Raw genomic sequence first — 26,940 nt, forward strand, 5'->3', positions numbered from 1 at the left:
GCGGTCTGGCGATGGCACGGCTTGCGCTTGGTGCGTGCGAACACCCAACCTACGGGTTTCTTGTTGACGCCCCGCCCCGCACCTCCTACTAAGCCCCAACCGCGCAGCCCCGGATTCGTCCGGGGCTTCGTTGTTGCGCTAATCGGGCACCTACGGGGGCCTATACCATGGCGGAAACATCCGCCCAAACATAGCGGGTCGTCAAAGACCTGCACTTGCTAACGGAAGACAGAAAGCATGGCACTCAAGTCGTATAAGCCGACGACGCCGGGCCAGCGCGGGCTGGTGCTGATCGACCGTTCGGAGCTGTGGAAAGGCCGTCCGGTCAAATCCCTCACAGAGGGTTTGACCAAATCGGGTGGCCGGAACAACACCGGACGTATCACATCCCGTCGTCGCGGTGGTGGGGCGAAACGCCTTTACCGTATCGTTGATTTTAAGCGGAACAAATTTGACGTGGGCGCGACCGTCGCGCGCATCGAATATGACCCCAACCGCACCGCCTTTATCGCGCTCGTTCAGTATGACGATGGCGAACAGGCCTACATCCTTGCCCCTCAGCGTCTCGCCATTGGCGACCGTGTGATCGCGTCGCAAAAAGCCGACGTGAAGCCGGGCAATGCAATGCCGTTCTCGGGCATGCCTATCGGTACAATCGTACACAACATCGAACTGAAGCCCGGTAAGGGTGGTCAGATCGCACGTGCCGCAGGCACCTACGCCCAGTTCGTGGGTCGCGATGGTGGCTACGCTCAGATCCGTCTGAGCTCGGGCGAACTGCGTCTGGTCCGTCAGGAATGCATGGCCACTGTTGGTGCCGTGTCGAACCCTGACAACTCGAACCAGAACTTCGGTAAAGCCGGTCGTATGCGCCATAAAGGCATCCGTCCGAGCGTCCGTGGTGTCGTTATGAACCCGATCGACCACCCGCACGGCGGTGGTGAAGGCCGGACTTCTGGTGGTCGTCACCCGGTGACACCATGGGGCAAGCCGACCAAGGGCAAGCGCACTCGCAACAAAAACAAGGCGTCGCAGAAGCTGATCATCCGCTCGCGTCACGCTAAGAAGAAGGGGCGGTAAACCATGTCGCGCTCTGTATGGAAGGGCCCATTCGTCGATGCCTATGTCTTGAAAAAGGCAGAAGCATCCCGCGAATCCGGCCGCAACGAAGTTATCAAGATCTGGTCGCGCCGCTCGACGATCCTGCCCCAATTCGTGGGCCTGACGTTTGGCGTGTATAACGGCCACAAGCACATCCCAGTCAACGTCTCCGAAGACATGATCGGTCAGAAGTTCGGTGAATATTCACCGACACGGACCTATTATGGTCACGCGGCAGACAAAAAAGCGAAGCGGAAGTAAGTCATGGGCAAGGAAAAGAACCCCCGCCGCGTGGCCGACAACGAAGCAATGGCAAAACTGCGCATGCTTCGCACCAGCCCGCAGAAGCTCAACCTTGTTGCCGGTCTCATCCGCGGCAAGAAAGTGGACAAAGCGCTGAACGATCTGACCTTCTCCAAGAAGCGGATCGCTGGCGACGTGAAGAAATGTCTTCAGTCCGCGATTGCAAACGCCGAAAACAACCATGGCCTCGATGTGGACGAGCTGATCGTTGCCGAAGCTTATGTTGGCAAGAACCTCGTGATGAAGCGTGGCCGTCCGCGGGCACGTGGCCGCTTTGGCAAGATCATGAAGCCGTTTTCGGAGATCACCATCAAGGTGCGTCAAGTTGAGGAGCAGGCCTAATGGGTAACAAAACCAATCCGATCGGCATGCGTCTTCAGGTGAACCGCACCTGGGACAGCCGCTGGTACGCAGACACCAAGGACTACGGCAATCTTCTGCTCGAAGACATCGCAATGCGCGAGTTCATCGAGAAAGAGTGCAAGCAGGCCGGTGTTGCGCGTGTCATCATCGAGCGTCCGCACAAGAAGTGCCGCGTGACCATTCACACCGCACGTCCTGGCGTCATTATCGGCAAGAAAGGCGCGGACATCGAGACGCTCCGCAAGAAGCTGGCCGCGATGACCGACAGCGAACTGCACCTCAACATCGTTGAAGTGCGCAAGCCGGAATTGGACGCGCAGCTGGTTGGTGAGAGCATCTCTCAGCAGCTCGAGCGTCGTGTGTCCTTCCGTCGTGCCATGAAGCGTGCCGTGCAGAACGCCATGCGTATGGGTGCCCTTGGTATTCGCGTGAACGTTGCTGGCCGTCTGGGTGGCGCGGAAATCGCTCGGACCGAATGGTACCGCGAAGGTCGTGTGCCGCTGCACACGCTGCGCGCCGACATCGACTATGCCAATGTCGAGGCGGAAACGCCCTACGGCATCATCGGCATCAAGGTCTGGATCTTCAAAGGCGAGATCATGGAACATGATCCGTCCGCACGGGATCGCAAGGCACAAGAACTGCAAGACGGTCCCGCACCGCGTGGTGCTGGCGGCGGTCGGAGGAACTAATCATGCTTCAACCAAAGCGTACAAAATTCCGTAAGATGTTCAAAGGCCGGATCAAGGGCGAAGCTAAGGGCGGCTCCGATCTGAACTTTGGCACCTACGGCCTCAAGGCGCTTCAGCCTGAGCGTGTCACTGCACGTCAGATCGAAGCAGCCCGTCGTGCCATGACGCGTCACATGAAACGTCAAGGCCGCGTCTGGATCCGTATCTTCCCGGATACCCCGGTCACGTCGAAGCCGACCGAAGTCCGTATGGGTAAAGGTAAAGGCTCCGTCGATTATTGGGCAGCCAAGGTCAAGCCGGGCCGCGTCATGTTCGAAATCGACGGCGTTGCCGAAGATATCGCACGTGAAGCTCTGCGTCTGGCCGCAATGAAGCTGCCGATCAAGACCCGCGTTATCGTTCGCGAAGACTGGTAAGCCGTTTGGTGCGTGCACGCACGCACCTTACGAAATAGGAAAACCCCCGGTGCGAAAGTGCCGGGGGTTTTCCTTTGTCGAGATCATTCAAATGATGAAGTGGAGAAAGTAATTGTATGACTTTAGAAACCGCATCGAAGCGATTTGTTATTCCCAACGATAGTTGAAGCTCACTGACACCCGCTCATCTTCCGATTGGTTCATCACTACCTCGTGGCGCAGCCAGCTTTCCCAAAGCAGCACGTCGCCGACTGACGGCTTTACGTAGATGAAGTTTTTCATCTCTTGGCGGGCGTCCTTGTGCCGGGGTGGGGCGGCCATCATCATGGCGTGGCGGGGGTCTTCAAGCTTGAGCGCAGACGCGCCTTCCGGCATCGACACGTAGGTGGTTCCGGAAATCACGGAATGGGGGTGGATATGCGCCGCATGAAACCCGCCTTCCGGCAAGATATTGATCCAAAGGTCTTCGAGGACCAGCTTGCGACCGTCCAGATCGAACTCCAGATCCTCGGCAAAGGCCGCGACATGGGCATCGAGCGATTTGACCAGATCGGCGAAGATCGGAAACCGCCACGGCAGGTCGGATAGAGAGGCGTAGGACGTATAGCCAGGATAGGCGTTGTCCTCGCACCATTGCTGGCCCGCCTCGTCATCCTCGGCGATGGCGAAACAGGAATTTTCCATTTCCTCGGCATCAATCGCCGGTCCGTGTTCGGACAAGGGCGCGTGGTAGAGGCGGGTCACAAAGAGGGAAGATATTGTAGACATAAACTACGACTACCTCACATGTGTTTCTGGCTACAATGGGTCTTTTACTTTCAATCGAGATGAAGGCAATGTGAAGGTGCCGAAGTTAAGCGTTTGAATAATCAGAGGTTTCAAATTCAATGAGCAATAATTCTAGGGGATGTTTGGATTATTTTCTCAGGGATATCATGGGCGTACGACCCGCGCGTCCTCCGAATCCTCCGAAGGCTATAAAAAAGAGGGCTTTTGAAAGCCCAGAAGAATATGAGGCCTACCAACGAAAGGTGATGGGATCACTTTCTCCCGAGTCAATTCAAATCTACGAGTTGTACCGAGAAAAAGTAGTTCATGAGGATACACTGATTAATTTCCGCACTTCTTGGTTTGTTACTTTGCAAGCTTTTTTATTCACGTCTTTAGCGCTATCGCTACCAAAAGTACGGGATAGTTGCGATTCCGAAATTCAGTATATCTTCATGTTGTTCTCCTTAATCGGTATGGTTGCGTCAATCACCACAATCATCAGCGTTGAGGCTGCTGATGCCGCAATCAACAAAGCCGCTGACAAGTGGTCAAAGCCTTATAGAGACGAAGAAGGGCGAGTGCTTGAGGTTGGCGTTCGTGACATAGTCGATCCTATTGGCCTGTTGCCGGCAATTAAGGGCGGGGGTTCTAACGAAGGAATCGCCGTTCGTGGCAAGTCTTCATCTGTCGTATTGCCAGGTGCAGTCGGCCTCCTGTGGTTAATTATGTTCTGCTACTCAGCAGTTGGCCTCAATCACCTCTCATGACGCTTGATCAGTCGTGTTCTCGCGCCTCATATTATTGCATCACTCTGTGCCGCTAGCGAAACTCTATCGCTGCAAACAAAGGGGTTGCGCGACTCCGACATCCCGCCTATACGCGCCACTTCATCCACCTCCACCGGGAATCGGGGTGACCCACATCAATGATGGGGCCCGCCGGTGATGTTGATAGAAAGGACTGGCGCATGAACGCCAAAGAACTGAATGACAAGACACCGGATCAACTCCGGGATGAGCTTGTTTCGCTGAAGAAAGAGGCCTTCAACCTCCGCTTTCAGCAGGCCACAAGCCAGCTTGAAAACACCGCGCGTATCCGTCAGGTGCGCCGTAACGTGGCACGCATCAACACCGTGCTGAATCAAAAGGCGGCTTCGGCTGCCAGCGACGCGTAAGAGGGAGCCAGACAGATGCCCAAACGTATCCTTTCCGGCACCGTTACATCGACAGCAAACGCACAGACCGTGACCGTTTCCGTCGAGCGCCGTTTCAAGCACCCGGTTATGCAAAAGACGATCCGGAAGTCCAAGAAATATCGCGCCCATGATGAGGCCGAGAAATTCGCAGTTGGGGACGTAGTCCGCATTCAGGAATGCGCCCCCAAGTCGAAGACCAAACGTTGGGAGGTTATCGCTGAGTAAGCGATAGCCTTTCGGCATTTACGAAACCCCCGGGCCAATGCCTCGCTCTGAGCGGTCCGGGACGTCGGGAGACATATTATGATCCAGATGCAGACCAATCTGGATGTTGCTGACAACTCCGGCGCACGCCGAGTTCAGTGCATCAAGGTTCTGGGTGGGTCCAAGCGGAAATACGCATCGGTGGGTGACATCATCGTTGTATCCGTGAAGGAAGCCATCCCGCGCGGTCGCGTGAAAAAAGGTGACGTCCGTAAGGCCGTCGTCGTGCGCACCGCCAAAGAAGTCCGTCGCGAAGACGGCACAGCCATCCGCTTTGACCGCAACGCCGCCGTGATCCTGAACAACGCAGGTGAGCCGGTCGGTACGCGTATCTTTGGGCCGGTAGTGCGTGAACTTCGTGCCAAGAACTTCATGAAAATCATCTCGCTTGCTCCGGAGGTGCTGTAATGGCTGCTAAACTCCGCAAAGGTGACAAGGTGGTTGTTCTTGCCGGTAAAGACAAAGGCAAGTCGGGCACCATCGCTTCCGTTGACCCCAAGGCTGGTAAGGCCGTGGTTGATGGCGTGAACATGGCAATCCGCCACGTGCGTCAGTCCCAGACAACGCAGGGTGGTCGCACGCCTAAGGCGATGCCAATCGACCTGTCGAACCTGGCATTCGTCGACGCAAACGGCAAACCGACCCGCGTTGGCTTCAAGACCGAAGGCGACAAGAAAGTCCGCTATGCCAAAACAACAGGGGATGTAATCGATGCTTGATACTGCAACATACACCCCGCGTCTTCGGACGATCTTCCGCGACCAGATCAAGGCCGCAATGAAGGAAGAGTTCGGGTATTCGAACGACATGATGATTCCGCGCCTCGACAAGATCGTGCTGAACATCGGCTGTGGTGCTGAAGCTGTCCGTGACAGCAAGAAAGCAAAGTCGGCAGTTGAAGATCTTACAAAGATCGCTGGTCAGCAGGCCGTGACCACCAAGGCGAAGAAATCCATCGCGGGCTTCCGTGTACGGGAAGAAATGCCGCTTGGTGCCAAGGTGACACTGCGTGGCGACCGGATGTACGATTTCCTTGATCGCCTGATCACCATCGCGATGCCCCGTATCCGGGACTTCCGCGGCGTGAAGCCGTCCTTTGATGGTCGTGGCAACTTTGCCATGGGCATGAAAGAGCACATCGTGTTCCCCGAAATCGACTTTGATAAGGTCGATGAAGTCTGGGGCATGGATATCATCATCACGACGACCGCAAAGACCGACGCGGAAGCCAAGGCGCTGTTGAAGCACTTCAACATGCCGTTCAACGCCTGAGGGGACTGATACCATGGCGAAGAAAGCAATGATTGAACGCGAAAAGAAGCGTCAGAAGCTGGTGGCCAAGTATGCTGCCAAACGCGCTGAGCTTAAGGAAATCGCGAACGACGAAAGCAAGCCGATGGAGGATCGTTTCAAAGCGCGCCTCAAGCTTGCAAAACTGCCGCGGAACAGCTCGCCCTCGCGCCTGCACAACCGCTGCCAGCTCACCGGGCGTCCGCACGCCTATTATCGCAAACTCAAGGTCAGCCGGATCATGCTTCGTGAACTTGCCAGTAATGGACAAGCCCCCGGTATGGTCAAGTCGAGCTGGTAAGGAGGGCATAGTATGAACGATCCTATCGGCGATATGCTCACCCGTATCCGCAACGCTCAGATGCGCGGCAAGTCCACAACCATGACACCAGCTTCCAAGCTGCGTGGCCGCGTTCTCGCGGTGATGGCGGACGAAGGCTATATCCGTGGTTACGAAGAAACCAAGGATAAGAACGGCCACCCCGCATACGAAATCAGCCTCAAGTACTACGATGGCACCCCAGTGATCCGCGAACTAAAGCGCGTATCCAAGCCGGGCCGTCGTGTGTATCTGGGTGTGGACGACATCCCGCAGGTCCGTCAGGGTCTTGGTGTGTCGATCGTGTCCACGTCCAAAGGCGTCATGACCGATGCAAGTGCCCGCAGCCACAATGTTGGCGGCGAAGTACTTTGCACGCTCTTCTAAGGAGGTCTGGTAATGTCTCGTATTGGTAAACAGCCGGTCGAGCTGCCCTCGGGTGTCTCTGCGTCCGTGTCTGGCCAGACCGTAGAAGTGAAGGGTCCGAAAGGCACTCAGAGCTTCACAGCGACCGACGATGTCACCATCTCGGTTGAAGAAAACGTGATCACCGTCATGCCACGTGGCAAGTCCAAGCGCGCACGCCAGCAGTGGGGTATGTCCCGCACTATGGTCGCAAACTTGGTGCATGGTGTATCCAATACCTTCAAGAAAGAGCTTGAAATTCAGGGTGTTGGTTACCGTGCTCAGCTTCAGGGCAACAGCCTCAAGCTGAACCTCGGCCTGTCGCATGACGTTGATTTCAAAATTCCGGACGGTGTGACCGTCACATGCCCCAAGCAGACAGAGATTGTGATCGAAGGTCACGACGCTCAGCTGGTGGGTCAGGTGGCAGCCAACATTCGCGACTGGCGCCGGCCCGAGCCCTATAAGGGCAAAGGCATCCGCTATAAGGGCGAATACATCTTCCAGAAGGAAGGCAAGAAGAAGTAAGGACGCAAGGACATGGCAAACAGTAAACGTGATCTGTTCCAGAAGCGCCGTCTGCGCGTTCGGAACAAACTTCGCAAGGTCAATGCAGGGCGCGTGCGCCTCAGCGTTCACCGTTCAAACAAGAACATCAGCGTTCAGCTGATCGACGATGTGAACGGCGTGACACTGGCATCGGCTTCGACGATGGAAAAAGAGCTTGGCGGCAAGAACGATGTCGCCTCGGCCACCAAGGTTGGCGCGGCGATTGCCGAGCGGGCCAAGAAAGCCGGCGTAAGCGAAGCTTATTTTGATCGTGGCGGTTTCCTCTTTCACGGTCGCGTCAAGGCACTTGCCGACGCAGCCCGTGAAGGTGGTCTTAAGATCTAAGTGATCGGTGCGTGGCAACACGCATTTCATCAAACTGGTAAGGTGCGTGATCTCACGCACCTTGCATTGCGGAAGGGCCCGCCCTTCCCGATGATCCGGGAGCGCTTAATGCTCACCTGGATTGGACAACGGGCCAAGCGCCCACAGTACAAAGGATGCCTACATGGCAGAACGTGACAATAATCGTCGGGGCGGACGCCGCGACCGTGAAGAGCAGACACCAGAATTTGCGGATCGTCTGGTCGCAATCAACCGGGTGTCCAAGACCGTAAAGGGTGGTAAGCGTTTTGGCTTCGCCGCTCTGGTCGTTGTGGGCGACCAAAAAGGCCGCGTTGGCTTTGGTAAAGGTAAAGCCAAGGAGGTCCCCGAGGCCATCCGCAAGGCGACCGAGCAAGCCAAGCGCAAGATGATCCGCGTGCCGCTGCGCGAAGGCCGCACTCTGCACCACGACATCGAAGGCCGTCATGGCGCTGGTAAAGTTGTGATGCGCACAGCACCAACCGGTACCGGGATCATTGCAGGTGGTCCGATGCGTGCCGTGTTCGAAATGCTGGGTGTTCAGGACGTCGTCGCCAAGTCGATTGGTTCGCAGAACCCTTATAACATGATCCGTGCCACGCTGGACGGCCTCTCCAAAGAGGCAAGCCCGCGTTCCGTCGCGCAGCGTCGCGGCAAGAAAGTGGCTGACATCCTGCCCAAGCGTGATGAGACGCCGCAGGAAAGCGGCCAAGTCGCTGAGGAGGCCTGATCCACATGGCAAAGACAATCGTAGTCAAGCAGATCGGTTCCCCGATCCGCCGCCCCGCCACCCAGCGTCAGACGCTGATCGGTCTGGGCCTGAACAAGATGCACAAGACCCGTGAACTTGAGGACACACCTGCCATCCGTGGCATGGTCCGCAAGGTGTCTCACATGGTCGAGATCATCGAAGAGCGTGACTAAGGCAGACGCGGCGTTCATCCGGTAACGGGTGACCAAATCGCGTTAACGCGTTGTTCGCAACACTACAAAGCCCTCCGCAGTGCGGGGGGCTTTTTCTTGCGTAAATCAAAGTGTTTCGGCAGAGAGCGGCTTTTTTCGGACAAGTCATAAGCTGAAGCCTTAGCGCCCGCCTGGGGACTGTCTCGACAACGAGACAAAAGTGCAAAGCTCCAAAGCATGTGTCCCAGCTTTTGGATCATTCGCCAACGCGATGTCCGCCTCGCACACTGGTGAAAAGGCCCATTTTCTCCTGTCGCTGACGTTGGGCCGGTGTATGCGCCAACACCCACGCCACCAAAATCGCGCCGTTTTGAACGAAAAGATACAAGGGGTAAGCCATCAAGATCCAATCCCAAGTGCCCACGGCTGCAAGTGCGAAACAAGAAGCGATGAATGATAGGGTCCATGTGGACATGGTTTCCGTATCGGGAAACCAGTAGGTTTTGCGGATCGTCATCATCCCGCCCATCAAGCTGATCGTAATGGCGATCACCAGCGCGAATGCAGCCGACGAACTGCCATACCAAATCGCGACACCAATGCCTGCCACACCTAGCACCCCCGCATCGGTGCGTGTCATGAACTTTCCTTGACCGCGCACGACCGCTAAAAGAAAAATCACCGTGGTGCAGGTTGCCTGCGCGCCCGAAAAACACAGCGACGCTGTCGCACCTTCGTATGATTGCGAAAAATACGAGATCGTAGCCAGAACCGACCAGATCAACCAACTTGCGCGATGCGGGCGCGTGTGTCCGCGCAAAGTTTGCAGGATGTAAGGAACGTAAGCCATCACGCTCAACAGCGCTGCGCTCAGGCCAAAAAAGCTGACCCAGGTCAGCGTAGGAAAAATGCTTGGCACGAATGTGGTCCCGGTTGAAATATTCGGAGATATTTGGGCGTTCTATAAATTCTTTAGACACCCTGTGCCCGTTTCGTCCGTCGCGCTATGGGGGTATTCCTTACCTTGGGTCATTTTCCCGCAAATGCCTGCCGGATATGCACCATATGCGGGTCCGGATGACAAAAATATCACTTCGAGTTCAAGCCTAATTGGCTGCGCAGTCGCGACAGGATTGTATGCGACATTCGAGGTCGTTTTTGCCGGTTGGGTAGGGGCGTGAGGCAACCCTCTTGATCGACCGGACGCAACCTTCTATAGGCCCCCGGTGGCCTTGGGGTCACTGAGTCTAAAACCAAGAAAAGCCGCGTTCGTCCCACATCGCTTCGGGGGCGTTTCCGGCATAGGAGAAGCGATATGAAACTGCATGAATTGCGCGACAACCCGGGCGCAACAAAGCGCAAAAAGCGCGTAGGCCGTGGCCCAGGCTCCGGCATGGGTAAAATGGGTGGCCGTGGTATCAAAGGTCAGAAGTCCCGTTCGGGTGTGGCCATTGCCGGCTACGAAGGCGGCCAGATGCCGCTTTACCAGCGTCTGCCGAAGCGTGGCTTCAACAAGCCAAACCGCAAGGCGTTCGCCGTGGTGAACCTCGGTCTGATCCAGAAATTCGTCGACGCCGGCAAACTGGACGCGAAGGGCACCATCGACGAAGACGCGCTGGTCGCGTCCGGTCTGGTCCGTCGCAAGCTTGACGGTATTCGCGTTCTCGCCAAGGGCGATGTCACCGCGAAACTGACCCTCGCAGTCACCGGCGCATCCAAATCTGCCGTCGACGCGGTGGAGAAGGCTGGCGGTTCACTGACGGTCACAACCGCGCAGGCTGCCGAATAAGAGGTTGTGAGCGGCCCCGGCGCCGCTTACATACCCTTCAGAGCTTTCCAAACGCCGCCTGAGCCGGACCGCTCATGGCGGCGTTCATCATAAAAGAGACCCGCATGGTATCAGCAGCAGAACAAATGGCCGCGAACACAAGCTGGTCTGCGCTCGGTAAAGCGACCGATTTGCGCAACCGCATCCTGTTTACGCTTGGCCTTCTGATCGTCTACCGCATTGGCACGTTCATCCCGGTTCCCGGGATTGATGGCGTGGCACTGCGAGACTTCATGGAGCAGGCCCAGCAGGGCATCGGGGGCATCTTGACGATGTTTACCGGTGGTGCGCTGGGACGTATGGGTATCTTTGCCCTCGGCATCATGCCGTATATTTCGGCCTCGATCATCGTTCAGCTTCTGGCCTCGATGGTGCCGTCGCTCGAGCAGTTGAAGAAAGAGGGCGAGGCGGGGCGCAAGAAGATCGCGCAATACACCCGTTACGGCACGGTGTTCCTTGCCACGTTCCAGGCGTATGGCCTCGCGGTCAGCCTAGAGGCGGGTGATCTTGTCACCGATCCGGGCTGGTTCTTCCGCGCGTCCTGCGTGATCACCCTTGTAGGCGGGACGATGTTCCTGATGTGGCTGGGTGAGCAAATCACTGCCCGCGGCGTCGGAAACGGTATTTCGTTGATCATCTTTGTAGGCATCATCGCCGAAGTGCCAGCTGCATTGGCGCAGTTTTTCGCTTCTGGCCGGTCTGGTGCCATCAGCCCTGCGGTGATCGTCGGGGTGATCCTCATGGTCATTCTGGTGATTATGTTCGTGGTCTTTATGGAGCGCGCGCTTCGAAAGATCACGATCCAGTATCCCCGTCGCCAGATGGGCATGAAAATCGCTGAAGCGCAGAACAGCCACCTTCCGGTCAAGGTTAACCCGTCGGGCGTTATCCCTGCGATTTTTGCCAGCTCTTTGCTGCTCTTGCCGACCACAATCAGCACCTTCAGCGGTCAAAACTCAGGTCCGGTCATGTCGGCGATCCTTGCCTATTTCGGACCGGGACAGCCGCTGTATCTGTTGTTCTTTGGTGCGATGATCGTCTTCTTTGCGTATTTCTATACGTTTAACGTGTCTTTCAAAGTTGATGATGTTGCCGACAACCTGAAAAACCAGAACGGCTTTGTGCCGGGTATCCGCCCAGGTAAAAAGACGGCTGAGTATCTGGAATACGTGGTGAACCGCGTGCTGGTGCTTGGGTCAGCTTATCTGACGGCTGTATGTTTGTTGCCGGAAATCCTGCGCGGCCAGTTTGCCATCCCGTTCTACTTTGGCGGAACATCCGTGCTCATCGTGGTGTCGGTGACAATGGATACGATCCAACAGGTGCAGAGCCATCTGCTTGCGCATCAATACGAAGGTCTTATTCAAAAGTCGCAATTGCGCGGCAAGGGTAAGTCCAAAGGCAAAAGACGGAGTCCAGCGCGCCGATGAATATTATACTACTAGGCCCGCCGGGTGCTGGCAAAGGAACGCAAGCGCGCTTTCTTTGTGACGAACGCGACATGATCCAACTCTCGACGGGCGACATGCTACGAGAAGCCAAGGACAGTGGCACCGAAATGGGCAAGGTCGTTGCTGACGTGATGGCCCGTGGTGAGTTGGTGACGGACGAGATCGTCATTGGCCTTATCCGCGAAAAGCTTGAAGGCGACAAAAAGGGTGGTTTCATTTTTGATGGCTTCCCGCGCACATTGGCACAAGCAGACGCCTTGGCCGAGCTTTTGGCAGAAGAGGGTGAAACCCTTGATGCAGTGATCGAGATGCAGGTTGACGACAACGCGCTTGTGTCACGGATCACCGCGCGTTCGACCTGTGGCGGGTGTGGTGAGGTTTACAACGACAACACCAAGCCAATTCCTGCTGATGGCAAATGCACCAATTGCGGCAATACAGAATTCAAGCGCCGCGCCGATGACAACGAGGAAAGCCTCAAGCAGCGTTTGATGGAGTACTACAAAAAGACATCTCCTTTGATCGGCTACTACTATGCCAAGGGGCAACTGGCGTCAGTTGATGGCTTGGGCGAGATGGCAACGGTTAAGGCGGATATTGGCAAGGTGCTGGACGCATAAACCTACCAAATAATAACGACTTCGGAAGGCTGCATTACCGTGCAGCCTTCTTTGTTCGAATAGGCCCGTGTGCGTTTGATCGCCATTCGGCGCTGTTGATAGAGCGAAGGCCTGACTGGCCCTTGACGCCAAAGACAAACGCTCCTATCTACCGCCATCTCTTATGAGAATCATTGTCACGAAGCGGGTCGCGCCCCTTTGTGGATCACCTGATCAGCACAGGCCCGAGGGTTGATGAAACCGCCGGGCCTCATGTTGTGAAAAAAGGGTCTGGAGCTACGGACCCGCAACGAAAAGGAAGATATACGTGGCACGTATTGCTGGCGTGAACATTCCCACAGGGAAGCGTGTTCCAATCGCCCTCACCTACATCACCGGTATTGGCCATACCTCTGCAAAAGCAATTTGCGAGGCAGTCAACATCGACCCGACCCGTCGTGTCAACGAACTGAGCGACGCCGAAGTGCTTGCCGTTCGTGAACATATCGACGCGAACTTCACCGTTGAAGGTGACCTGCGTCGTGAGACACAGATGAACATCAAGCGTCTGATGGACCTTGGCTGCTACCGTGGCCTGCGTCATCGTCGTAACCTGCCCGTACGCGGTCAGCGGACCCACACCAACGCTCGTACTCGCAAAGGCCCCGCAAAGGCCATTGCCGGTAAGAAGAAATAAGGGAGGTCTGCACCAATGGCACGTGATACCCGTCGTGGAGGCAAGAAAAAGGTCTCCAAGAACATCGCAGCTGGCGTCGCACATGTGAACTCCAGCTTCAATAACACCAAGATCCTGATTTCTGACGTGCAGGGCAACGCCATTTCATGGTCGTCTGCTGGCACAATGGGTTTCAAAGGTTCGCGGAAATCTACACCTTACGCAGCCCAGTTGGCTGCGGAAGATGCAGGCAAAAAAGCGCAGGAACATGGTGTCAAGACGCTCGAAGTCGAAGTTCAGGGCCCCGGTTCGGGTCGTGAATCGGCTCTGCGCGCTCTGGCCGCTGTCGGCTTCAACATCACCTCGATCCGTGATGTGACCCCGATGGCGCACAACGGCTGCCGTCCGCCAAAGCGCCGCCGCGTCTAAAAGCGATTACACTTCTGGCATGGCCCCACCATTTGGTGGGGTCGTGCCTTCGTCATTTTAACCTCGGGCGTTTTTGCCTTTCGGACATGGGGCAGAAACAAGAATGGAGGGACGCATGATCCACAAAAACTGGGCAGAACTGATCAAGCCGACACAGCTCGACGTCAAGCCGGGCGCTGATCCGTCGCGCGTGGCGACCGTTGTCGCTGAACCGCTGGAGCGGGGCTTTGGTCTGACCCTTGGCAACGCGCTGCGCCGCGTGCTGCTGTCGTCGCTTCAAGGCGCGGCAATCACCTCCGTGCAGATTGACAACGTGCTTCACGAATTCTCCAGCGTGGCTGGTGTCCGTGAAGACGTGACCGACATCGTCCTGAACCTCAAGGGTGTGTCGCTCCGCATGGAAGTCGAAGGCCCCAAGCGCGTCTCAATCAATGCCAAAGGTCCGGGCGTTGTCACAGCGGGTGACATCTCCGAAATCAACGGCATCGAAGTGCTGAACCGCGAACATGTGATCTGCCACCTTGACGATGGCGCAGACCTTTACATGGAACTGACGGTCAACACCGGCAAGGGCTATGTGTCCGCCGACAAGAACAAGCCGGAAGACGCCCCTATCGGCCTGATGCCGATCGATGCGATCTATTCGCCGGTCAAAAAGGTTGCCTATGACGTGCAGCCCACCCGTGAGGGCCAGGTGCTGGACTATGACAAGCTGACCATGAAGATCGAAACAGACGGCTCTCTGACACCCGAAGATGCCGTCGCGTATGCTGCGCGTATCGTGCAGGACCAACTGTCGATCTTCGTCAACTTCGATGAGCCGGAATCGGCGCGTCAGGCAGACGAAGATGATGGTCTCGAGTTCAACCCGCTTCTGCTCAAGAAGGTGGACGAACTGGAACTGTCTGTCCGCTCGGCAAACTGCCTGAAGAACGACAACATTGTCTATATTGGCGACCTGATCCAGAAAACCGAAGCCGAGATGCTCCGCACTCCGAACTTTGGCCGCAAGTCGCTGAACGAGATCAAAGAAGTGCTGTCCGGCATGGGTCTGCACCTTGGCATGGATGTCGAGGATTGGCCGCCAGACAACATCGAAGATCTCGCCAAGAAGATGGAAGACAACTTCTAAGAACCCGTAGGGTGCGTGATTTCACGCACCTTGCACCCCGGGCACCCGCCCCAAGGAGAGCCGCTGACACGCATCGGTGGCCAGACAAAGCAAAAACGCCCGTAGAGGGCACATTAGGAGAAGACACATGCGTCACGCACGAGGCTACCGCCGCCTGAACCGCACACACGAGCACCGCAAGGCGCTTTTCGCGAACATGGCAGGCTCGCTCATTGAACATGAGCAAATCAAGACAACCCTGCCCAAGGCCAAAGAACTGCGCCCGATCGTGGAAAAGCTGATCACGCTCGGCAAGCGCGGCGATCTGCACGCCCGCCGTCAGGCCCGCGCATCGCTCAAGCAGGATATGCACGTTGCGAAACTGTTCGAAATCCTCGGACCCCGCTACGCCGAGCGTTCGGGCGGCTATGTCCGCATCCTGAAAGCGGGCTTCCGCTATGGCGACATGGCACCGATGGCGATCATTGAATTCGTGGATCGCGATGTCGACGCGAAAGGCGCGGCTGACAAAGCACGCATCGCCGAGTTCGAGGCAGCCGACGAAGAATAAGATCACGCCCCAGTGGCACGATCACGGCCCCGCCCATGTGGCGGGGCTTTTTCGTTTTTGGGGGACGCGGCGTACCGGCACCGCGCGGTCCATTTCCGCGCGCTTAACCCTTCGGCCCGATACCTCCCGCCCATTGGATCCGATACCCGTTCCGTCTTTTGGCGGAACACCCCAAGCGACGACCCTCTCTCTGCGGACGTGTCATACGTTCAGACCATGAGAGATGCATCTCACAGGTCCCGATTGGCACGGGATACAGGTTCAGAGCCGCGCAAGTAGCTCTGCACAGGGGAGAGGATGTCCACCCAACTCAGGTGACGTCACCTCTTTTCGGAAATTTTTGGCGGGATCACCCCACCGACATCACAAATCACCGTAGGGTGCGTGATTTCACGCACCACATTTGGCGTGCGTGGTGCGTGCAAGCACGCACCCTACGAACATTGCACCCGCCGCGCCATCGCCAGACCGCCCCCCGGGCTGGCGATTGATTACCGTATGCGCGCCGTTCATATGTCGCTCGGACGTGGCAACGATAAAGGGTGCCGTTCGATCCGAGGACGCCATCCCGCGGTTTGGCGATGGAGCTTCTTCTGGTCGATGCTTTCGCGAACGATTCAAGCTCATACGTTGCGTGCAAGGATGCACACTACGAATTAGATTGGAGTTACGGCGTCGGACTGGAAAATATCAAAGATTACAGAGAAGAAGACATCGGCCGCCGGTATTGCAAGCATTCCTAAAGAAAAAACTGTAAGAATAGCTAGCGTAGTAATTTCGATTTTCCTTGAGTGGTCGATGTATTTATATTCATCTTCCAATAGTTGGCCCAGAAACTCCCGAGATCGCGTTACGGCGTCATGGGGATTTCGAGTGTCTTTCAGTGTGAATTGTATTTCGTCATTTGTAAGTGTGTTTGTTTGAGCGGCGCCGCCGATTGCCTCGTTGAGAAATTCATGCAGATCATCGCGATCAAATAAAGTATAGTCGTGCAAGCCGTACCCGACCTTCATCTCTAGGGTAACAAAGATTTTGAACAGCTTCTGTACAGAATAGTCTTGCAGAGCACGCACGGAATAATCACGACTATTCGCTGCCAACCGTATCTGTTCTGGGCATCTGATTTTGTACCAGATTGCGCATGCGCTGCATAGAATTGTACCAAAGTAGATTAGTTGAAGGCGGGATTTTGTTGAGAGGAAAAGAGTAGAATTTGATCCTATTAGATTCTCGAACTCGAACTGGTCGGTAATAGTGTCATTAAATAGAATAATGTACCCAAGTAGTGGAGCAAACACAGCCAGCCGCACTAGATTTTGATCGAGTAACAGGCGTAGGTTAGACCATTTAAAAACCTTTCGGTTTGCTATCAATTGGTCTGCACTCAAACATCCAACTCCTCAACAAACCGCGCATTCTCCTGGATATACTGGAACCGCAGCTCTGGCTTCTTCCCCATCAGCCGTTCCACCAGATCGCCGGTTTCGCCCGGTTCGTCCTCGTCGATGGTCACCCGGATCAGCTTGCGGGACGCTGGATCCATCGTGGTTTCTTTCAGGTCCTTCGCGTCCATCTCGCCCAGACCCTTAAAGCGTTGGACGTCGATCTTGCCTTTGCCGCCAAGACCCTTTTCCATCATCAGATCTTTTTCAGCATCGTCCGAAACGTAAAGCCGTTTGGGCCCTTGGGTCAGGCGGTACAAAGGCGGGCAGGCAAGGTACAAATGCCCTGTATCGATCATTGGGCGCATTTGAGAGAAGAAAAATGTCATCAAAAGCGCCGCAATATGTGCGCCGTCCACGTCCGCATCCGTCATGATGATAATCTTATCGTAACGAAGATCGTCCACGTTGAACTTGGTACCCAAACCCACACCCAAGGCCTGTGTCAGATCGCTGATCTCGGCATTGGTCCCCAGTTTAGAGGAGGCAGCACCCAGAACGTTCAGGATTTTCCCTCGCAACGGCAACAGCGCCTGTGTTTTGCGATCCCGCGCCATTTTGGCCGATCCCCCGGCCGAGTCGCCCTCGACGATGAATAGCTCTGTGCCCTCGCGCGTGTTGGATGAGCAATCCACCAGTTTGCCCGGTAGGCGCAGTTTCTTCGTCGCTGATTTGCGCTGGGTTTCCTTTTCCTGCCGCCGCCGCAACCGTTCCTCGGCGCGCAGCACCAGGAAGTCGAGGATCGCACCGGCGGATTTCGTGTCTGCCGCCAGCCAGTTGTCGAAGTGGTCGCGCACCGCCCCTTCGACAAGGCGCTGTGCTTCGGTGGTGGCCAACCGGTCCTTGGTTTGACCCACGAATTCCGGCTCGCGGATAAAGCAAGAGACCAATGCACAGCCGCCCGTGATCAGGTCGTCGCGGGTGATCTGCGCAGCTTTCTTGTTATTCGACAATTCACCGTAGGCGCGAATACCTTTGAGGATCGCAGCCCAGAACCCGGCTTCGTGCGTGCCGCCCTCGGGGGTTGGAACGGTGTTACAGTAGGACTGGATGAACCCGTCGCGTGATGGCGTCCAGTTGATGGCCCACTCGACTTTGCCTGGCGCATTGAATTTCTCGCGGAATTCGACAGTGCCCGCGAATGGTTTGTCCGCATAGGTCGAAGCGCTGCCCAATGTTTCGGTTAGATAATCGCTCAGACCACCGGGAAAGTGGAATGTGGCTTCGGTTGGGGTTTCGCCATCATTGATCGCGGATTTCCAACGAATTTCGACGCCAGAAAACAGATAAGCCTTGGAGCGTACCATCTTGAGCAACCGCGCCGGTTTAAACCTGTGGGAGCCAAAGATTTCCTCATCCGCATGAAAGGTCACCATCGTCCCACGCCGGTTGGGCGCTTGGCCCACTTTGGCTACCGGGCCCAATGGAATGCCTCGCGAAAAGCGCTGCTCATAGACTTCCTTGTTCCGCGCGACCTGCACCACCATGGAATCCGACAGTGCGTTCACGACAGACGCACCCACCCCGTGCAGACCGCCTGATGTCTCATAGGCTTTGCCAGAGAATTTACCGCCCGCGTGCAGCGTACACAGGATCACCTCAAGCGCGGATTTGTCTGGAAATTTTGGATGGGGATCAATCGGAATGCCACGCCCGTTGTCGCGGATGGTGACCGCGTAATCCTCGTGCAGTTCTACCTCGATCCGGTTGGCGTGACCCGCCACTGCTTCGTCCATCGAGTTGTCGAGCACTTCGGCGACAAGGTGATGCAACGCGCGTTCATCAGTGCCGCCGATATACATGCCGGGGCGTTTGCGGACAGGTTCCAGTCCTTCCAGCACCTCGATGGACGAGGCGTCATAGTCGGTAGGTTCGTGCCCGGAGAGAAGGTCTTCGGCCATTGCGCTGCTCTGTGTTTGTTGCTTTGCGCCAGTATGGCAGAGCCGGCGACAGGGGGGAAGCGCCCGCGTGTGTCAGCTGGCTTTCTCTTTGCTGATCAGCCGTTCTGCCTTGCGCCGCACCAAAACGCCACGCAGGTCGTGCATCGCCAGCAGCAGCGCATCGGTCACGTTCTCAAGTTGCTCGTCCGTAGCCCGTGATTGCGCCCATTGGGTCGTCAGGTTGAGGTGGTCAACAGAGCGTAGAATGTCATCGACATCGCGGTCGGCCAGAACGATCTGCCGTTCTTGCATCCAGTCGCGGATCACGGTGACATCAGCGTCGCTTAATGTACGTTCGCCATGTGGCTTGATCTCACCATTGCGGATGTTGACGACGGCGATCTGATCCATCTCGATCCGCCGCTGTGGGTTTTCCGTGTCCACCCGGAAGACCAGCGCGCCGTTTTCGCGGACCCTGAAGTAATAGTCAGGAAGTTCTCCAGCCATTGCCGCCTCGCTCCCGCCAAACCGAATTCACCAACACCACACCAATTTGTAGCTCAACCGTCGGGCCATTCCGACCCGGGGTACGTTACTCTTATAAGGTGTCACCACACGCCTAGCATTGCAACCTATGACAGTTTTGCACAGAATTCATGAATGCGGCTGCAAGCTTCGGTCAGAGCCTCCTCGGACGTGGCATAGCTGACCCGAAAATAGGGGCTAAGGCCGAACGCGGCGCCAAAGACCACCGCAACACCCTGTTCCTCCAGCAATGCAGTCGCAAAGGCCTCGTCCGAGACGATCAGAGTGCCCGCCGCGCTTGTCTTGCCGATGCAGCCTGCGATGGACGGGTAGACGTAAAATGCGCCTTCTGGCACGGCACATGTGATGCCGTTGCAGGCGTTTAGCCCGGCGACCACAAGATCGCGACGTTTGCGGAACGCCTCGCTCCGTTCAGCCAAGAAATCCTGCGGGCCATTCAATGCCTCCACGGTGGCCCATTGGCTGATCGAACAAGGGTTGGTGGTGGATTGGGATTGCAGCTTGCGCATGGCGGTGATCAGGGGTTCGGGCCCCGCCGCATAGCCGATGCGCCAGCCCGTCATGGCGTAGGCTTTGGACACGCCATTCACGGTCAACGTCCGGTCATAGAGACCCGGTTCGACCTGTGCAGGCGTGCAGAACTGGAACCCGTCATAGGCCAGATGTTCGTACATGTCGTCAGTCATCACCCAGACATGGGGGTGGCGCATGAGAACATCTGTCAATGCTTTCAGCTGGTTATGCCCATAACCTGCGCCGGTTGGGTTGGATGGCGAATTGAAGATGAACCATTTGGTGTTTGGAGTGATCGCCGCGTCAAGCGCCTCTGGAGAAATGCGAAACCCGTCCTCCAGCGTTGTTTCAACGACCACCGGCTCGCCGCCACCAAGCCGTACCATATCCGGATAGCTGACCCAATAAGGGGCAGGGATGATGACCTCATCGCCGGGGTTCAGTGTTGCCAAAAGTGCGTTGTACAGCACCTGCTTGCCGCCCGTCGAAACGGCAACTTGCGACGGCGTGTAATCGAGTCCGTTCTCGCGCTTGAACTTGTCGCAGATCGCTTGTTTGACTTCGGGAATTCCATCAACTGCCGTGTACTTCGTTTTTCCTGCTTCAATCGCCGCAATTGCAGCGGCCTTGATGTTATCGGGTGTGTCAAAGTCCGGCTCACCGGCCCCAAGACCAATGACATCATGGCCCGCCGCTTTGAGTTCCAACGCCTTTTGCGTGACAGCGACGGTGGGCGATGGGCTTACGCGGGCAAGTGTGTCGGACAGAAATGGCATGGCTGGACCCTGTTTGTGATTGCACCTCGACTGTCTTAGGGTGCGGTCGAAAGGCGATCAAGCAATGATCGCGAAAGGAGACGTGATGACCGAGAGCGACCAGAACTGGTATGCCCCTGAAATTGCAACATTTGGTGATAGGATGACCGCTGCACGCGAGGCTGCTGGCATGACGCAAGAATCCTTGGCAAAACGTTTGGGCGTCAAGAAAAGCACGTTGCGCAATTGGGAGAATGATATCGCCGAGCCGCGTGCAAACCGTCTTTCGATGCTGGCGGGTTTGCTGAACGTATCGATGATGTGGTTGATCAACGGTGAGGGCGAAGGTGTCGATGGTCCTGACGCCGAAACGCTGCCTTCTGATCTGACGGAAATTATCCTTGAAATCCGCGAGATGAAGTCCGAGCTTCACTTCAAAGCTGAACAATTGGCCCGACTTGAAAAGCGTCTTCGCAACCTGATGGTGCCACAAACATGAGCGAACTGCGCGAACATCGTCTTAAGCGTCTGTCGATGCGCTCGATGCGGCGCGGCATCAAAGAGATGGATATCATCCTGTCCCGCTATGCCGAGCTACGGCTGGACGGTTTCGACGATGCCACGCTGGATCGCTACGATGCTCTTTTGTCCGAGAACGATCAGGATCTGTATCAATGGGTCAGTGGGCAGACGCCGCCGCCCGAATCTTTGCGCGATATGATCTTGGACATCTCGGAAGTCGCGTTTCGGCGCTGAATTCAAACAATTTTTCCGGCTTAACTGATTATTCGCGTTTATGCGTGATTCTCTGCCTCTACAGGTTAGGCGGAGAAACGAATGAGAATTCATGCATCTGTTGATCAGGGCCGTACCAACGGCATGTTGGACGGCTATCTTGAAGCGCTTGCGTTGGTAGAACGGTTACACCGATTGCTACTTGACGTGATCAAAGACGAATTTGAACGGGTCGGCATCATTGAAATCAACGCTGTTCAGGCGCTGCTCTTGTTCAATATCGGGGATAACGAGGTGACAGCGGGTGAATTGAAAACCCGTGGTTATTATCAGGGCAGTAATGTCAGCTATAACCTCAAAAAGCTGGTCGAGATGGGGTATATGCATCACCAGCGCTGCGAAATCGACAGGCGGTCTGTTCGGGTGAAACTCACGCCGCGCGGGCGCGAGATTCGGGATCTGATCTCTGCCTTGTTCGCGCGCCATGCCGATGGTCTGATTGAAAAGAATGTGATCGATCACGACACGCTTGATGACATGAGCACCACGTTGCGTCGGATGGAGCGGTATTGGACTGACCAGATCCGTTATATCTACTAGCCGGGGCGCTGATGATCTAAGGGTTGGGCGGTCAGGATCATATCGTTCAGTTCGCGAAACAGTTTGCGCGTCATGGCATCACGGTAGCCCTGATATCCTTCGGATGTTTCCACAAAGGCCCCAAACCCAAACCGAACCTCGCGTTGGAAATAATCTACAACATCGTCTGACCCGCCTAGGACAGCCAAGCCGTTTACGGTTACATTTGAAAAGGGAAAGTTCCGATAGGCGAGGCTTGGTGGAAACCCATCGTTGTTTTCGCCATCACCAGATAAATCGATCACTTGTCTGTCGCACACCGGCCCGCGCGACAGCAGAGTCGCACCATACCCAAGCGCATAACCCATCGCAGTGGGAAACCGCGTGTGGCTGCGCGGAGCAGAGACAAGCGATTGGATGACACCATCAATCGCTGCGTTGTCGGTCAATGCAACCCAATTGCTCACCATGGCGCTTTGACGTCGACCACTCCATTCATAAATCGCGATCGAAACATGACCATCGCCAGCAAGAATGGTCTCACGGATAAGTGGGGCATTCAACGCGGCGGCAAGGCCGTCGCGCTGAAGAGCGTATTCCTCGGCATCGACCGAGGACGACACATCAAGGGCTAGAACAAGTGCCAGGCGGCAATGACTTTGTGACTGGGCAGGGGTCATTGAACCTGCCCAAAGCGCACATATCAAAGCTGCCCCCCAGCGTCGCATCACATCACCAGTGGCCGGTGTTTTCCATGCTTGCCCAAGGTTCTGCCGGAGGAAGTGAATCTCCTTCTTGCAGCAATTCGATCGAGATGTTGTCTGGCGAACGAATAAACGCCATGTGGCCATCGCGCGGTGGGCGATTGATCGTCACACCGTTGTCCATCAAGTGCTGGCACAGGTCGTAGATGTTGTCGACGCGATAGGCCAAATGGCCAAAATGCCGACTGTCCGACGGCAGGCCATCATCGCCATCCCAGTTATATGTCAATTCAACCGGGCATTCTTCTTGCCCCTCGGGCGCCATGAAGATCAGCGTGAATCGGCCCTTTTCGTTGTCCATGCGGCGGGTTTCTTTCAAACCAAGCAAACCGAAAAATTTCATAGACGCTTCAAGGTCTTTGACGCGCACCATGGTGTGAAGATAGCGAAGGGGCATAATTTCCTCTTGAGTTGGTTCCCCAAGAGGCTAGGCCAAAACACAGCGATGTCGAGAGAGAATAAAGCCCTAGAACGCGGACCGAATTCCAAGCTGAATACCGAAATTCTCGGTCTCGTACAGGTCGATATTCGCGTCGGTGCGCTCGGCATTCAGGGTGATCGTGGGGATGAAACCGTAGAAGTCCATGTCGGGCAGCGCCGCGGTGACAGTGGCCTTGATGCTGCGCTCGTCCCGACCGTCTGTTGTCAGGTTTGACCGTTCGTGCCGTTTTTCCGAAAGCGTTAGTCCGAATTCCAATTGCGCTGGTCCGATGGGTTTCGCCAGGCCGTACCGGGCGGAAATCGCGCGCAGTGTGTAATCAAGGTAGTCGGCGTCGCTTTCTGATTCGGTGAAAGTTGTCGATACTGACAGCGTATTTCCGCTGGCCAGAGCCATACCGTAACCAACATGGGCGCTCCAGATCGTGGCATCGTCACGTCCCGTTTCGCCATCCTGCCCCTCTCGGCTGATGGCGAGGTTGAACATCCCTCGGTCGCCTGCAGTGCGGCGATAGGTGGCGCCGATGCGATTATACGTCAACAGAGGGTCACCCCCGTACCACGTGCGACCAATCCGGGCATCCCAGCCAAGCCGTGCCTTTCCGCCTGGCAAGGCGTAATTCTCTTGCAGGCCGACAAAAACTGAACTGGTCGCAAAATCTGACCCGTCCGCATCTGGCGCAATGTCTTTGGCCTCGTCGGACAAAACATAAGTCCGGTGGGACAGGCCAAACAGCAGGTCGGTACGTTTGCGGTCGGTGTTCACAAGCCGGTAGCGCGTACTGAAGCCGGCGGATACCTCAACGCCCGAAAGTGCGCGCGCCTCGCCTTCCAAGGCGAATTCAAACGGAAGACCAAAAAGCTCGGAGGTCTCGTTGCGGCTGTCGTTGTTAATGTTCGAACTTGGCGAGACGGAAAATCGTAAGGCTGTGGACCATGGGTTTTGGCGGCGCACATAGCGGAAATCCGCGGCCGCGCGCGCCTCCAATGCGTCATTGGGGGCGATCTGAACCGCGCGACGCAGCCAAAGCTGAGCTGCCGTCCGACGCCCTGACGAAGAAAGGGCTTGCGCCATAGCCAAAGCGGCGGCGTATCTGGCCTGCTCGCCTTCGGCCAAGGCCCAAGCGCGGCGCGCATGGGTTAGGGCCTCGTCGTTGCGGCCCAAGTTTCGCGCAGCCCTCGACCGGATCAGGTGCGCATCAAGGTCGGTATCGTCCCGATCAATCAATGCGCCAGTCAGGTCGAATGCCAACCCGGCCTGGCCTTGCAGCACAGCCTGACTGGCAAGTTCGCGCATCTGTTCCGGGTTCAGGACCGCTTGTGCGTGGACCTGCACCGCCGAAAAGGCGATGGCCGCAAGGGTCAGCCGAATCCGTCGGGGCCAGCGCGGCATCACTGGCGGTAGACGATGAACCCACCGGTTTCCTGGTAGGTGCCGCCCGCAAAGCGTGGATCGTTGCCCGTCATTACCAGAACGCCGACGACTTCGCCCGCACCCTCGCCAGATATGATGGCGTAGTACGTGCCTTCGCCGCTTTCGGCCACTTCACCATTGTCGAATTCCGAGATTTCAAACACTTCGCCGGCGACTTCGCCATTCGCGTCGGCATCATCCGGAGAAATGACAGGCCGGATACGCGGCAGAACCGGGTTACCGTCGGCATCTGTATCCGTAACCAGTGACCGTGTTACTGTGCCGTCCTCTGACTCATCACCGCGTGCCAGCGCGTCAATGTATGCGCCGGTGACTTCTGTTCCATCGATGTCATAAAGGCGGCGGTTGTTTACAAAGAGCGCGACACCGCGATTGCCGTCGTTAAAGTCTTTGAAATCGATGAACATTTCGGCGTCGCCATCAACATATTCAAGTCCGCCACGTCCAGAGAAAACACGGATGCCAGCGTAATCACCCGTGTAGCGGGCATCACCCTCTTCGGGGAGAACGAGCGTGACAGCGTTGCCGTCGTCATCGAGCCCATTGCGTTGGTATACGAAACCACCAAAGCCAAAATCGACGTATGATCCGGAACGTACAATGGCGAATTCGGTTTCGCCGTTGGTGCTGCGTCCGTAAATGGCGCGATAGGTGAAGGTGCGCAGTGTCGTACCGGTGACAGGGTCTTCGGTGGTTTCCGCGCCTTCGTAAACGGCGAATGACCCTAACTGTGCAACACCCGTTACAGGGTCGCCACGGGTGTAAACGTTGTTGCCGTCGAACGCGATGTTGTCGACGAAAAATTCATCCTGACCTTCATCGTTCAGGTAGCGGATGTTTGTTGCGTAGCCGCCACCGGATTCCTCGTCCTGCTCTTCACGGCGAACGATCTGTGAATTCGGTGTTGGGTCAGTGGTACCGGGCGGCAATTCGGGTGTGCCACGGGTGCTTTCGATCGGGGTTTCGTCGGTTGTGCCATCGCCATCCGTACCGGTGCCGTCACCAGTGGTCGGGGTCTGCAGAACATCGCCACCGCCGCTGTCACAGGCGGAGACAAAACCCAAACACAGAATAAGAAGGAAAATGCGCGTCATGGAATATACTGCCCCGGCTTGCCTTGGTCTGTTGTGCGACCTCATCCGCGAAAATCCGGCAGGCCTGATTGAAAGTCAACGCATAGCACAGCAGTTGAGGTGAAAAAGCCTGATACTGCGACCTCGGTGCATGGTACCATCCTTGGTGGTTCCTACCGTGACAGCCGCGAGATATAGTCGACAACGACTCATCCTAGTGGGAAAGGATTCGCCATGCCCCTGTCGCCGGAACAAGAGGCCGAAATCACCGAACAGCGCAGCGCGCCGCAGCAGACGTTGCGCGCGGTTAGCCAAGGCATGGAGGGGCATCTGTACACCGCCTATCCAGTGCTGGATCACGGTTTCATCCGCGTGGTCGATTACATGGGCGACGACGCCGCGATTTGTCAGGCGGCCCGCGTGTCGTATGGCAAGGGCACGAAATCGGTGCAGAATGACGAAGGGCTGATCCGGTATCTGATGCGGCACTGGCATTCGACCCCGTTCGAGATGTGCGAGATCAAGCTGCACGTCAAACTGCCTGTCTTTGTGGCGCGCCAGTGGATTCGGCACCGGACGGCGAACGTCAACGAATACTCGGCCCGATATTCGATCCTCGACCGGGAGTTTTATATTCCCGCGCCTGAACACCTGAACGCGCAGTCGGTGATCAACAACCAAGGGCGCGGTGAGGCTTTGGAAGGCGAAGAGGCGGACCGCGTGCTGCGCTATCTGCGTGAGGACGCGATGCGCTGCTATGATCATTACGAAGAGATGATCAGTCAGGACGGCCAACAGGGGCTGGCCCGCGAACTGGCCCGGATGAACCTGCCCGCGAACATCTACACGCAATGGTATTGGAAGGTCGATCTGCACAACCTGCTCCATTTCCTCCGACTCAGGGCAGATTCGCACGCGCAGTATGAAATAAGGGTTTACGCCGACGAGATTTGCAAAGTCGTCGCTGACTGGGTCCCCTTCGCCTACCGCGCCTTCGAGGATTACCGCATGGGTGGCGCGACACTGTCGTCAACCGCGCTGGACTGCGTGCGGCGGATGCTAAAAGGCGAGACCGTGACCCAGGAGAACTCCGGTATGTCCAAGGGGGAATGGCGGGAGTTTGAGGGGGTGTTGGGATAATTCCAACAGATCAACCGGCGTGGGAGGAGTGGTGCGTGGAA

General features: G+C 56.3%; 38 protein-coding genes. 28 read left to right on the forward strand and 10 right to left on the reverse strand.

What is annotated here, in order from left to right:
• Positions 1-237 precede the first annotated feature (237 nt).
• Genes rplB through rplP form a run of 5 tightly spaced genes read left to right on the forward strand, consistent with a single transcriptional unit; the run spans position 238 to position 2,875 of the window.
• A complete protein-coding gene (rplB, locus tag ACTG4M_RS07460) occupies positions 238-1,080 on the forward strand; it encodes a 50S ribosomal protein L2 (protein WP_439123023.1) in 843 nt (280 codons plus the stop codon).
• 3 nt (positions 1,081-1,083) lie between these two features.
• A complete protein-coding gene (gene rpsS, locus ACTG4M_RS07465) occupies positions 1,084-1,362 on the forward strand; it encodes a 30S ribosomal protein S19 (RefSeq protein ID WP_058260876.1) in 279 nt (92 codons plus the stop codon).
• 3 nt (positions 1,363-1,365) lie between these two features.
• Positions 1,366-1,746: a 50S ribosomal protein L22 gene (rplV, locus tag ACTG4M_RS07470; protein ID WP_439123024.1), complete on the forward strand. Its 381-nt coding sequence runs from the start codon at positions 1,366-1,368 to the stop codon at positions 1,744-1,746.
• Positions 1,746-2,459, forward strand: coding sequence for a 30S ribosomal protein S3 (gene rpsC / locus ACTG4M_RS07475; protein WP_439123025.1), 714 nt, complete (start codon positions 1,746-1,748; stop codon positions 2,457-2,459). The genes rplV and rpsC overlap by 1 nt, the downstream gene beginning before the upstream one ends.
• Before the next feature lie 2 nt (positions 2,460-2,461).
• Complete coding sequence (gene rplP, locus ACTG4M_RS07480; protein WP_439123026.1) at positions 2,462-2,875, forward strand: 50S ribosomal protein L16; 414 nt, start codon at positions 2,462-2,464, stop codon at positions 2,873-2,875.
• Positions 2,876-3,022: 147 nt separating this feature from the next.
• Here the strand turns inward: rplP and ACTG4M_RS07485 are convergent, their stop codons facing one another.
• A complete protein-coding gene (locus ACTG4M_RS07485; RefSeq protein ID WP_439123027.1) occupies positions 3,023-3,643 on the reverse strand; it encodes a 2OG-Fe(II) oxygenase family protein in 621 nt (206 codons plus the stop codon).
• A 119-nt stretch (positions 3,644-3,762) separates the two neighbouring features.
• Here ACTG4M_RS07485 and ACTG4M_RS07490 point away from each other — a divergent pair, with 119 nt between their 5' ends.
• The 12 genes from ACTG4M_RS07490 to rpmD all read left to right on the forward strand — a co-directional run bounded on the left by ACTG4M_RS07490 (position 3,763) and on the right by rpmD (position 8,955).
• A complete protein-coding gene (locus ACTG4M_RS07490; RefSeq protein WP_439123028.1) occupies positions 3,763-4,413 on the forward strand; it encodes a hypothetical protein in 651 nt (216 codons plus the stop codon).
• A gap of 200 nt (positions 4,414-4,613) precedes the next feature.
• Positions 4,614-4,820, forward strand: a complete 207-nt coding sequence (gene rpmC, locus ACTG4M_RS07495) for a 50S ribosomal protein L29 (protein WP_188483776.1) — start codon at positions 4,614-4,616, stop codon at positions 4,818-4,820.
• A 15-nt stretch (positions 4,821-4,835) separates the two neighbouring features.
• On the forward strand, positions 4,836-5,066 hold the full coding sequence (gene rpsQ, locus ACTG4M_RS07500) for a 30S ribosomal protein S17 (protein WP_347200326.1): 231 nt from the start codon (positions 4,836-4,838) through the stop codon (positions 5,064-5,066).
• 78 nt (positions 5,067-5,144) lie between these two features.
• Positions 5,145-5,513: a 50S ribosomal protein L14 gene (gene rplN / locus ACTG4M_RS07505; protein ID WP_007427594.1), complete on the forward strand. Its 369-nt coding sequence runs from the start codon at positions 5,145-5,147 to the stop codon at positions 5,511-5,513.
• Entirely contained in the window at positions 5,513-5,824 is a 312-nt protein-coding gene (rplX, locus tag ACTG4M_RS07510; RefSeq protein ID WP_439123029.1) for a 50S ribosomal protein L24, read from the forward strand. The genes rplN and rplX overlap by 1 nt, the downstream gene beginning before the upstream one ends.
• On the forward strand, positions 5,817-6,377 hold the full coding sequence (gene rplE, locus ACTG4M_RS07515; RefSeq protein ID WP_439123030.1) for a 50S ribosomal protein L5: 561 nt from the start codon (positions 5,817-5,819) through the stop codon (positions 6,375-6,377). Before rplX ends, rplE begins: the two co-directional genes overlap by 8 nt.
• 13 nt (positions 6,378-6,390) lie before the next feature.
• Complete coding sequence (gene rpsN, locus ACTG4M_RS07520; RefSeq protein ID WP_439123031.1) at positions 6,391-6,696, forward strand: 30S ribosomal protein S14; 306 nt, start codon at positions 6,391-6,393, stop codon at positions 6,694-6,696.
• A gap of 12 nt (positions 6,697-6,708) precedes the next feature.
• Positions 6,709-7,101 carry a 30S ribosomal protein S8 gene (gene rpsH, locus ACTG4M_RS07525; RefSeq protein WP_439123032.1) on the forward strand — a complete coding sequence of 131 codons (393 nt, stop codon included), beginning with the start codon at positions 6,709-6,711 and terminating at the stop codon, positions 7,099-7,101.
• Positions 7,102-7,113: 12 nt separating this feature from the next.
• Entirely contained in the window at positions 7,114-7,647 is a 534-nt protein-coding gene (gene rplF / locus ACTG4M_RS07530; RefSeq protein WP_439123033.1) for a 50S ribosomal protein L6, read from the forward strand.
• 12 nt (positions 7,648-7,659) lie between these two features.
• Complete coding sequence (rplR, locus tag ACTG4M_RS07535) at positions 7,660-8,013, forward strand: 50S ribosomal protein L18 (protein ID WP_439123034.1); 354 nt, start codon at positions 7,660-7,662, stop codon at positions 8,011-8,013.
• A gap of 163 nt (positions 8,014-8,176) precedes the next feature.
• Complete coding sequence (rpsE, locus tag ACTG4M_RS07540; RefSeq protein WP_439123035.1) at positions 8,177-8,761, forward strand: 30S ribosomal protein S5; 585 nt, start codon at positions 8,177-8,179, stop codon at positions 8,759-8,761.
• A gap of 5 nt (positions 8,762-8,766) precedes the next feature.
• Positions 8,767-8,955: a 50S ribosomal protein L30 gene (rpmD, locus tag ACTG4M_RS07545; RefSeq protein ID WP_439123036.1), complete on the forward strand. Its 189-nt coding sequence runs from the start codon at positions 8,767-8,769 to the stop codon at positions 8,953-8,955.
• Between the two features lie 235 nt (positions 8,956-9,190).
• Here rpmD and ACTG4M_RS07550 read toward each other — a convergent pair whose 3' ends face one another.
• The gene (locus ACTG4M_RS07550) at positions 9,191-9,853 is read right to left on the reverse strand and encodes a hypothetical protein (RefSeq protein ID WP_439123037.1); all 663 of its coding nucleotides are present in this window, start codon (positions 9,851-9,853) and stop codon (positions 9,191-9,193) included.
• Between the two features lie 396 nt (positions 9,854-10,249).
• On the opposite strand from ACTG4M_RS07550, the gene rplO reads away from it, so the two are divergent.
• From rplO to rplQ, 7 genes are all read left to right on the forward strand, one after another.
• Positions 10,250-10,723: a 50S ribosomal protein L15 gene (gene rplO / locus ACTG4M_RS07555; protein ID WP_439123038.1), complete on the forward strand. Its 474-nt coding sequence runs from the start codon at positions 10,250-10,252 to the stop codon at positions 10,721-10,723.
• A 104-nt stretch (positions 10,724-10,827) separates the two neighbouring features.
• A complete protein-coding gene (gene secY, locus ACTG4M_RS07560; RefSeq protein WP_439123039.1) occupies positions 10,828-12,192 on the forward strand; it encodes a preprotein translocase subunit SecY in 1,365 nt (454 codons plus the stop codon).
• Positions 12,189-12,833, forward strand: a complete 645-nt coding sequence (locus ACTG4M_RS07565) for an adenylate kinase (RefSeq protein ID WP_439123040.1) — start codon at positions 12,189-12,191, stop codon at positions 12,831-12,833. The genes secY and ACTG4M_RS07565 overlap by 4 nt, the downstream gene beginning before the upstream one ends.
• A gap of 307 nt (positions 12,834-13,140) precedes the next feature.
• On the forward strand, positions 13,141-13,509 hold the full coding sequence (gene rpsM, locus ACTG4M_RS07570) for a 30S ribosomal protein S13 (protein WP_085628867.1): 369 nt from the start codon (positions 13,141-13,143) through the stop codon (positions 13,507-13,509).
• 15 nt (positions 13,510-13,524) lie between these two features.
• Positions 13,525-13,917: a 30S ribosomal protein S11 gene (gene rpsK, locus ACTG4M_RS07575; protein ID WP_439123041.1), complete on the forward strand. Its 393-nt coding sequence runs from the start codon at positions 13,525-13,527 to the stop codon at positions 13,915-13,917.
• Positions 13,918-14,032: 115 nt separating this feature from the next.
• Positions 14,033-15,049: a DNA-directed RNA polymerase subunit alpha gene (locus tag ACTG4M_RS07580; RefSeq protein WP_439123042.1), complete on the forward strand. Its 1,017-nt coding sequence runs from the start codon at positions 14,033-14,035 to the stop codon at positions 15,047-15,049.
• Between the two features lie 127 nt (positions 15,050-15,176).
• Positions 15,177-15,599 (forward strand): 50S ribosomal protein L17, encoded by a 423-nt coding sequence (rplQ, locus tag ACTG4M_RS07585; protein WP_439123043.1) that lies wholly within the window; start codon positions 15,177-15,179, stop codon positions 15,597-15,599.
• A 656-nt stretch (positions 15,600-16,255) separates the two neighbouring features.
• Here rplQ and ACTG4M_RS07590 read toward each other — a convergent pair.
• The 4 genes from ACTG4M_RS07590 to ACTG4M_RS07605 all read right to left on the reverse strand — a co-directional run bounded on the left by ACTG4M_RS07590 (position 16,256) and on the right by ACTG4M_RS07605 (position 20,756).
• Entirely contained in the window at positions 16,256-16,672 is a 417-nt protein-coding gene (locus ACTG4M_RS07590; RefSeq protein WP_439123044.1) for a hypothetical protein, read from the reverse strand.
• Between the two features lie 311 nt (positions 16,673-16,983).
• Positions 16,984-18,942: a DNA topoisomerase IV subunit B gene (gene parE / locus ACTG4M_RS07595; protein ID WP_439123045.1), complete on the reverse strand. Its 1,959-nt coding sequence runs from the start codon at positions 18,940-18,942 to the stop codon at positions 16,984-16,986.
• 72 nt (positions 18,943-19,014) lie between these two features.
• Positions 19,015-19,428, reverse strand: a complete 414-nt coding sequence (locus ACTG4M_RS07600) for a hypothetical protein (RefSeq protein WP_439123046.1) — start codon at positions 19,426-19,428, stop codon at positions 19,015-19,017.
• Between the two features lie 125 nt (positions 19,429-19,553).
• Positions 19,554-20,756, reverse strand: a complete 1,203-nt coding sequence (locus tag ACTG4M_RS07605) for a pyridoxal phosphate-dependent aminotransferase (protein ID WP_439123047.1) — start codon at positions 20,754-20,756, stop codon at positions 19,554-19,556.
• Positions 20,757-20,841: 85 nt separating this feature from the next.
• Here ACTG4M_RS07605 and ACTG4M_RS07610 point away from each other — a divergent pair, with 85 nt between their 5' ends.
• From ACTG4M_RS07610 to ACTG4M_RS07620, 3 genes are all read left to right on the forward strand, one after another.
• Complete coding sequence (locus ACTG4M_RS07610; RefSeq protein ID WP_439123048.1) at positions 20,842-21,234, forward strand: helix-turn-helix domain-containing protein; 393 nt, start codon at positions 20,842-20,844, stop codon at positions 21,232-21,234.
• The gene (locus tag ACTG4M_RS07615) at positions 21,231-21,491 is read left to right on the forward strand and encodes a succinate dehydrogenase assembly factor 2 (protein ID WP_439123049.1); all 261 of its coding nucleotides are present in this window, start codon (positions 21,231-21,233) and stop codon (positions 21,489-21,491) included. The genes ACTG4M_RS07610 and ACTG4M_RS07615 overlap by 4 nt, the downstream gene beginning before the upstream one ends.
• 81 nt (positions 21,492-21,572) lie before the next feature.
• Positions 21,573-22,070, forward strand: a complete 498-nt coding sequence (locus ACTG4M_RS07620; protein ID WP_439123050.1) for a MarR family winged helix-turn-helix transcriptional regulator — start codon at positions 21,573-21,575, stop codon at positions 22,068-22,070.
• Here ACTG4M_RS07620 and ACTG4M_RS07625 read toward each other — a convergent pair.
• The 4 genes from ACTG4M_RS07625 to ACTG4M_RS07640 all read right to left on the reverse strand — a co-directional run bounded on the left by ACTG4M_RS07625 (position 22,067) and on the right by ACTG4M_RS07640 (position 25,780).
• On the reverse strand, positions 22,067-22,729 hold the full coding sequence (locus ACTG4M_RS07625; protein ID WP_439123051.1) for a DUF1194 domain-containing protein: 663 nt from the start codon (positions 22,727-22,729) through the stop codon (positions 22,067-22,069). The two genes, ACTG4M_RS07620 and ACTG4M_RS07625, sit on opposite strands and share 4 nt — an antisense overlap.
• 52 nt (positions 22,730-22,781) lie before the next feature.
• The gene (locus ACTG4M_RS07630; RefSeq protein ID WP_439123052.1) at positions 22,782-23,210 is read right to left on the reverse strand and encodes a VOC family protein; all 429 of its coding nucleotides are present in this window, start codon (positions 23,208-23,210) and stop codon (positions 22,782-22,784) included.
• Positions 23,211-23,279: 69 nt separating this feature from the next.
• Positions 23,280-24,644 (reverse strand): tetratricopeptide repeat protein, encoded by a 1,365-nt coding sequence (locus tag ACTG4M_RS07635; RefSeq protein WP_439123053.1) that lies wholly within the window; start codon positions 24,642-24,644, stop codon positions 23,280-23,282.
• Positions 24,644-25,780 (reverse strand): hypothetical protein, encoded by a 1,137-nt coding sequence (locus ACTG4M_RS07640; protein WP_439123054.1) that lies wholly within the window; start codon positions 25,778-25,780, stop codon positions 24,644-24,646. Before ACTG4M_RS07640 ends, ACTG4M_RS07635 begins: the two co-directional genes overlap by 1 nt.
• 213 nt (positions 25,781-25,993) lie before the next feature.
• Between ACTG4M_RS07640 and thyX the strand changes: the two genes are divergently transcribed.
• On the forward strand, positions 25,994-26,899 hold the full coding sequence (thyX, locus tag ACTG4M_RS07645; protein ID WP_439123055.1) for an FAD-dependent thymidylate synthase: 906 nt from the start codon (positions 25,994-25,996) through the stop codon (positions 26,897-26,899).
• Positions 26,900-26,940: the final 41 nt, after the last annotated feature.

This window comes from Marivita sp. (assembly GCF_965656765.1).
Classification (GTDB): domain Bacteria; phylum Pseudomonadota; class Alphaproteobacteria; order Rhodobacterales; family Rhodobacteraceae; genus Marivita.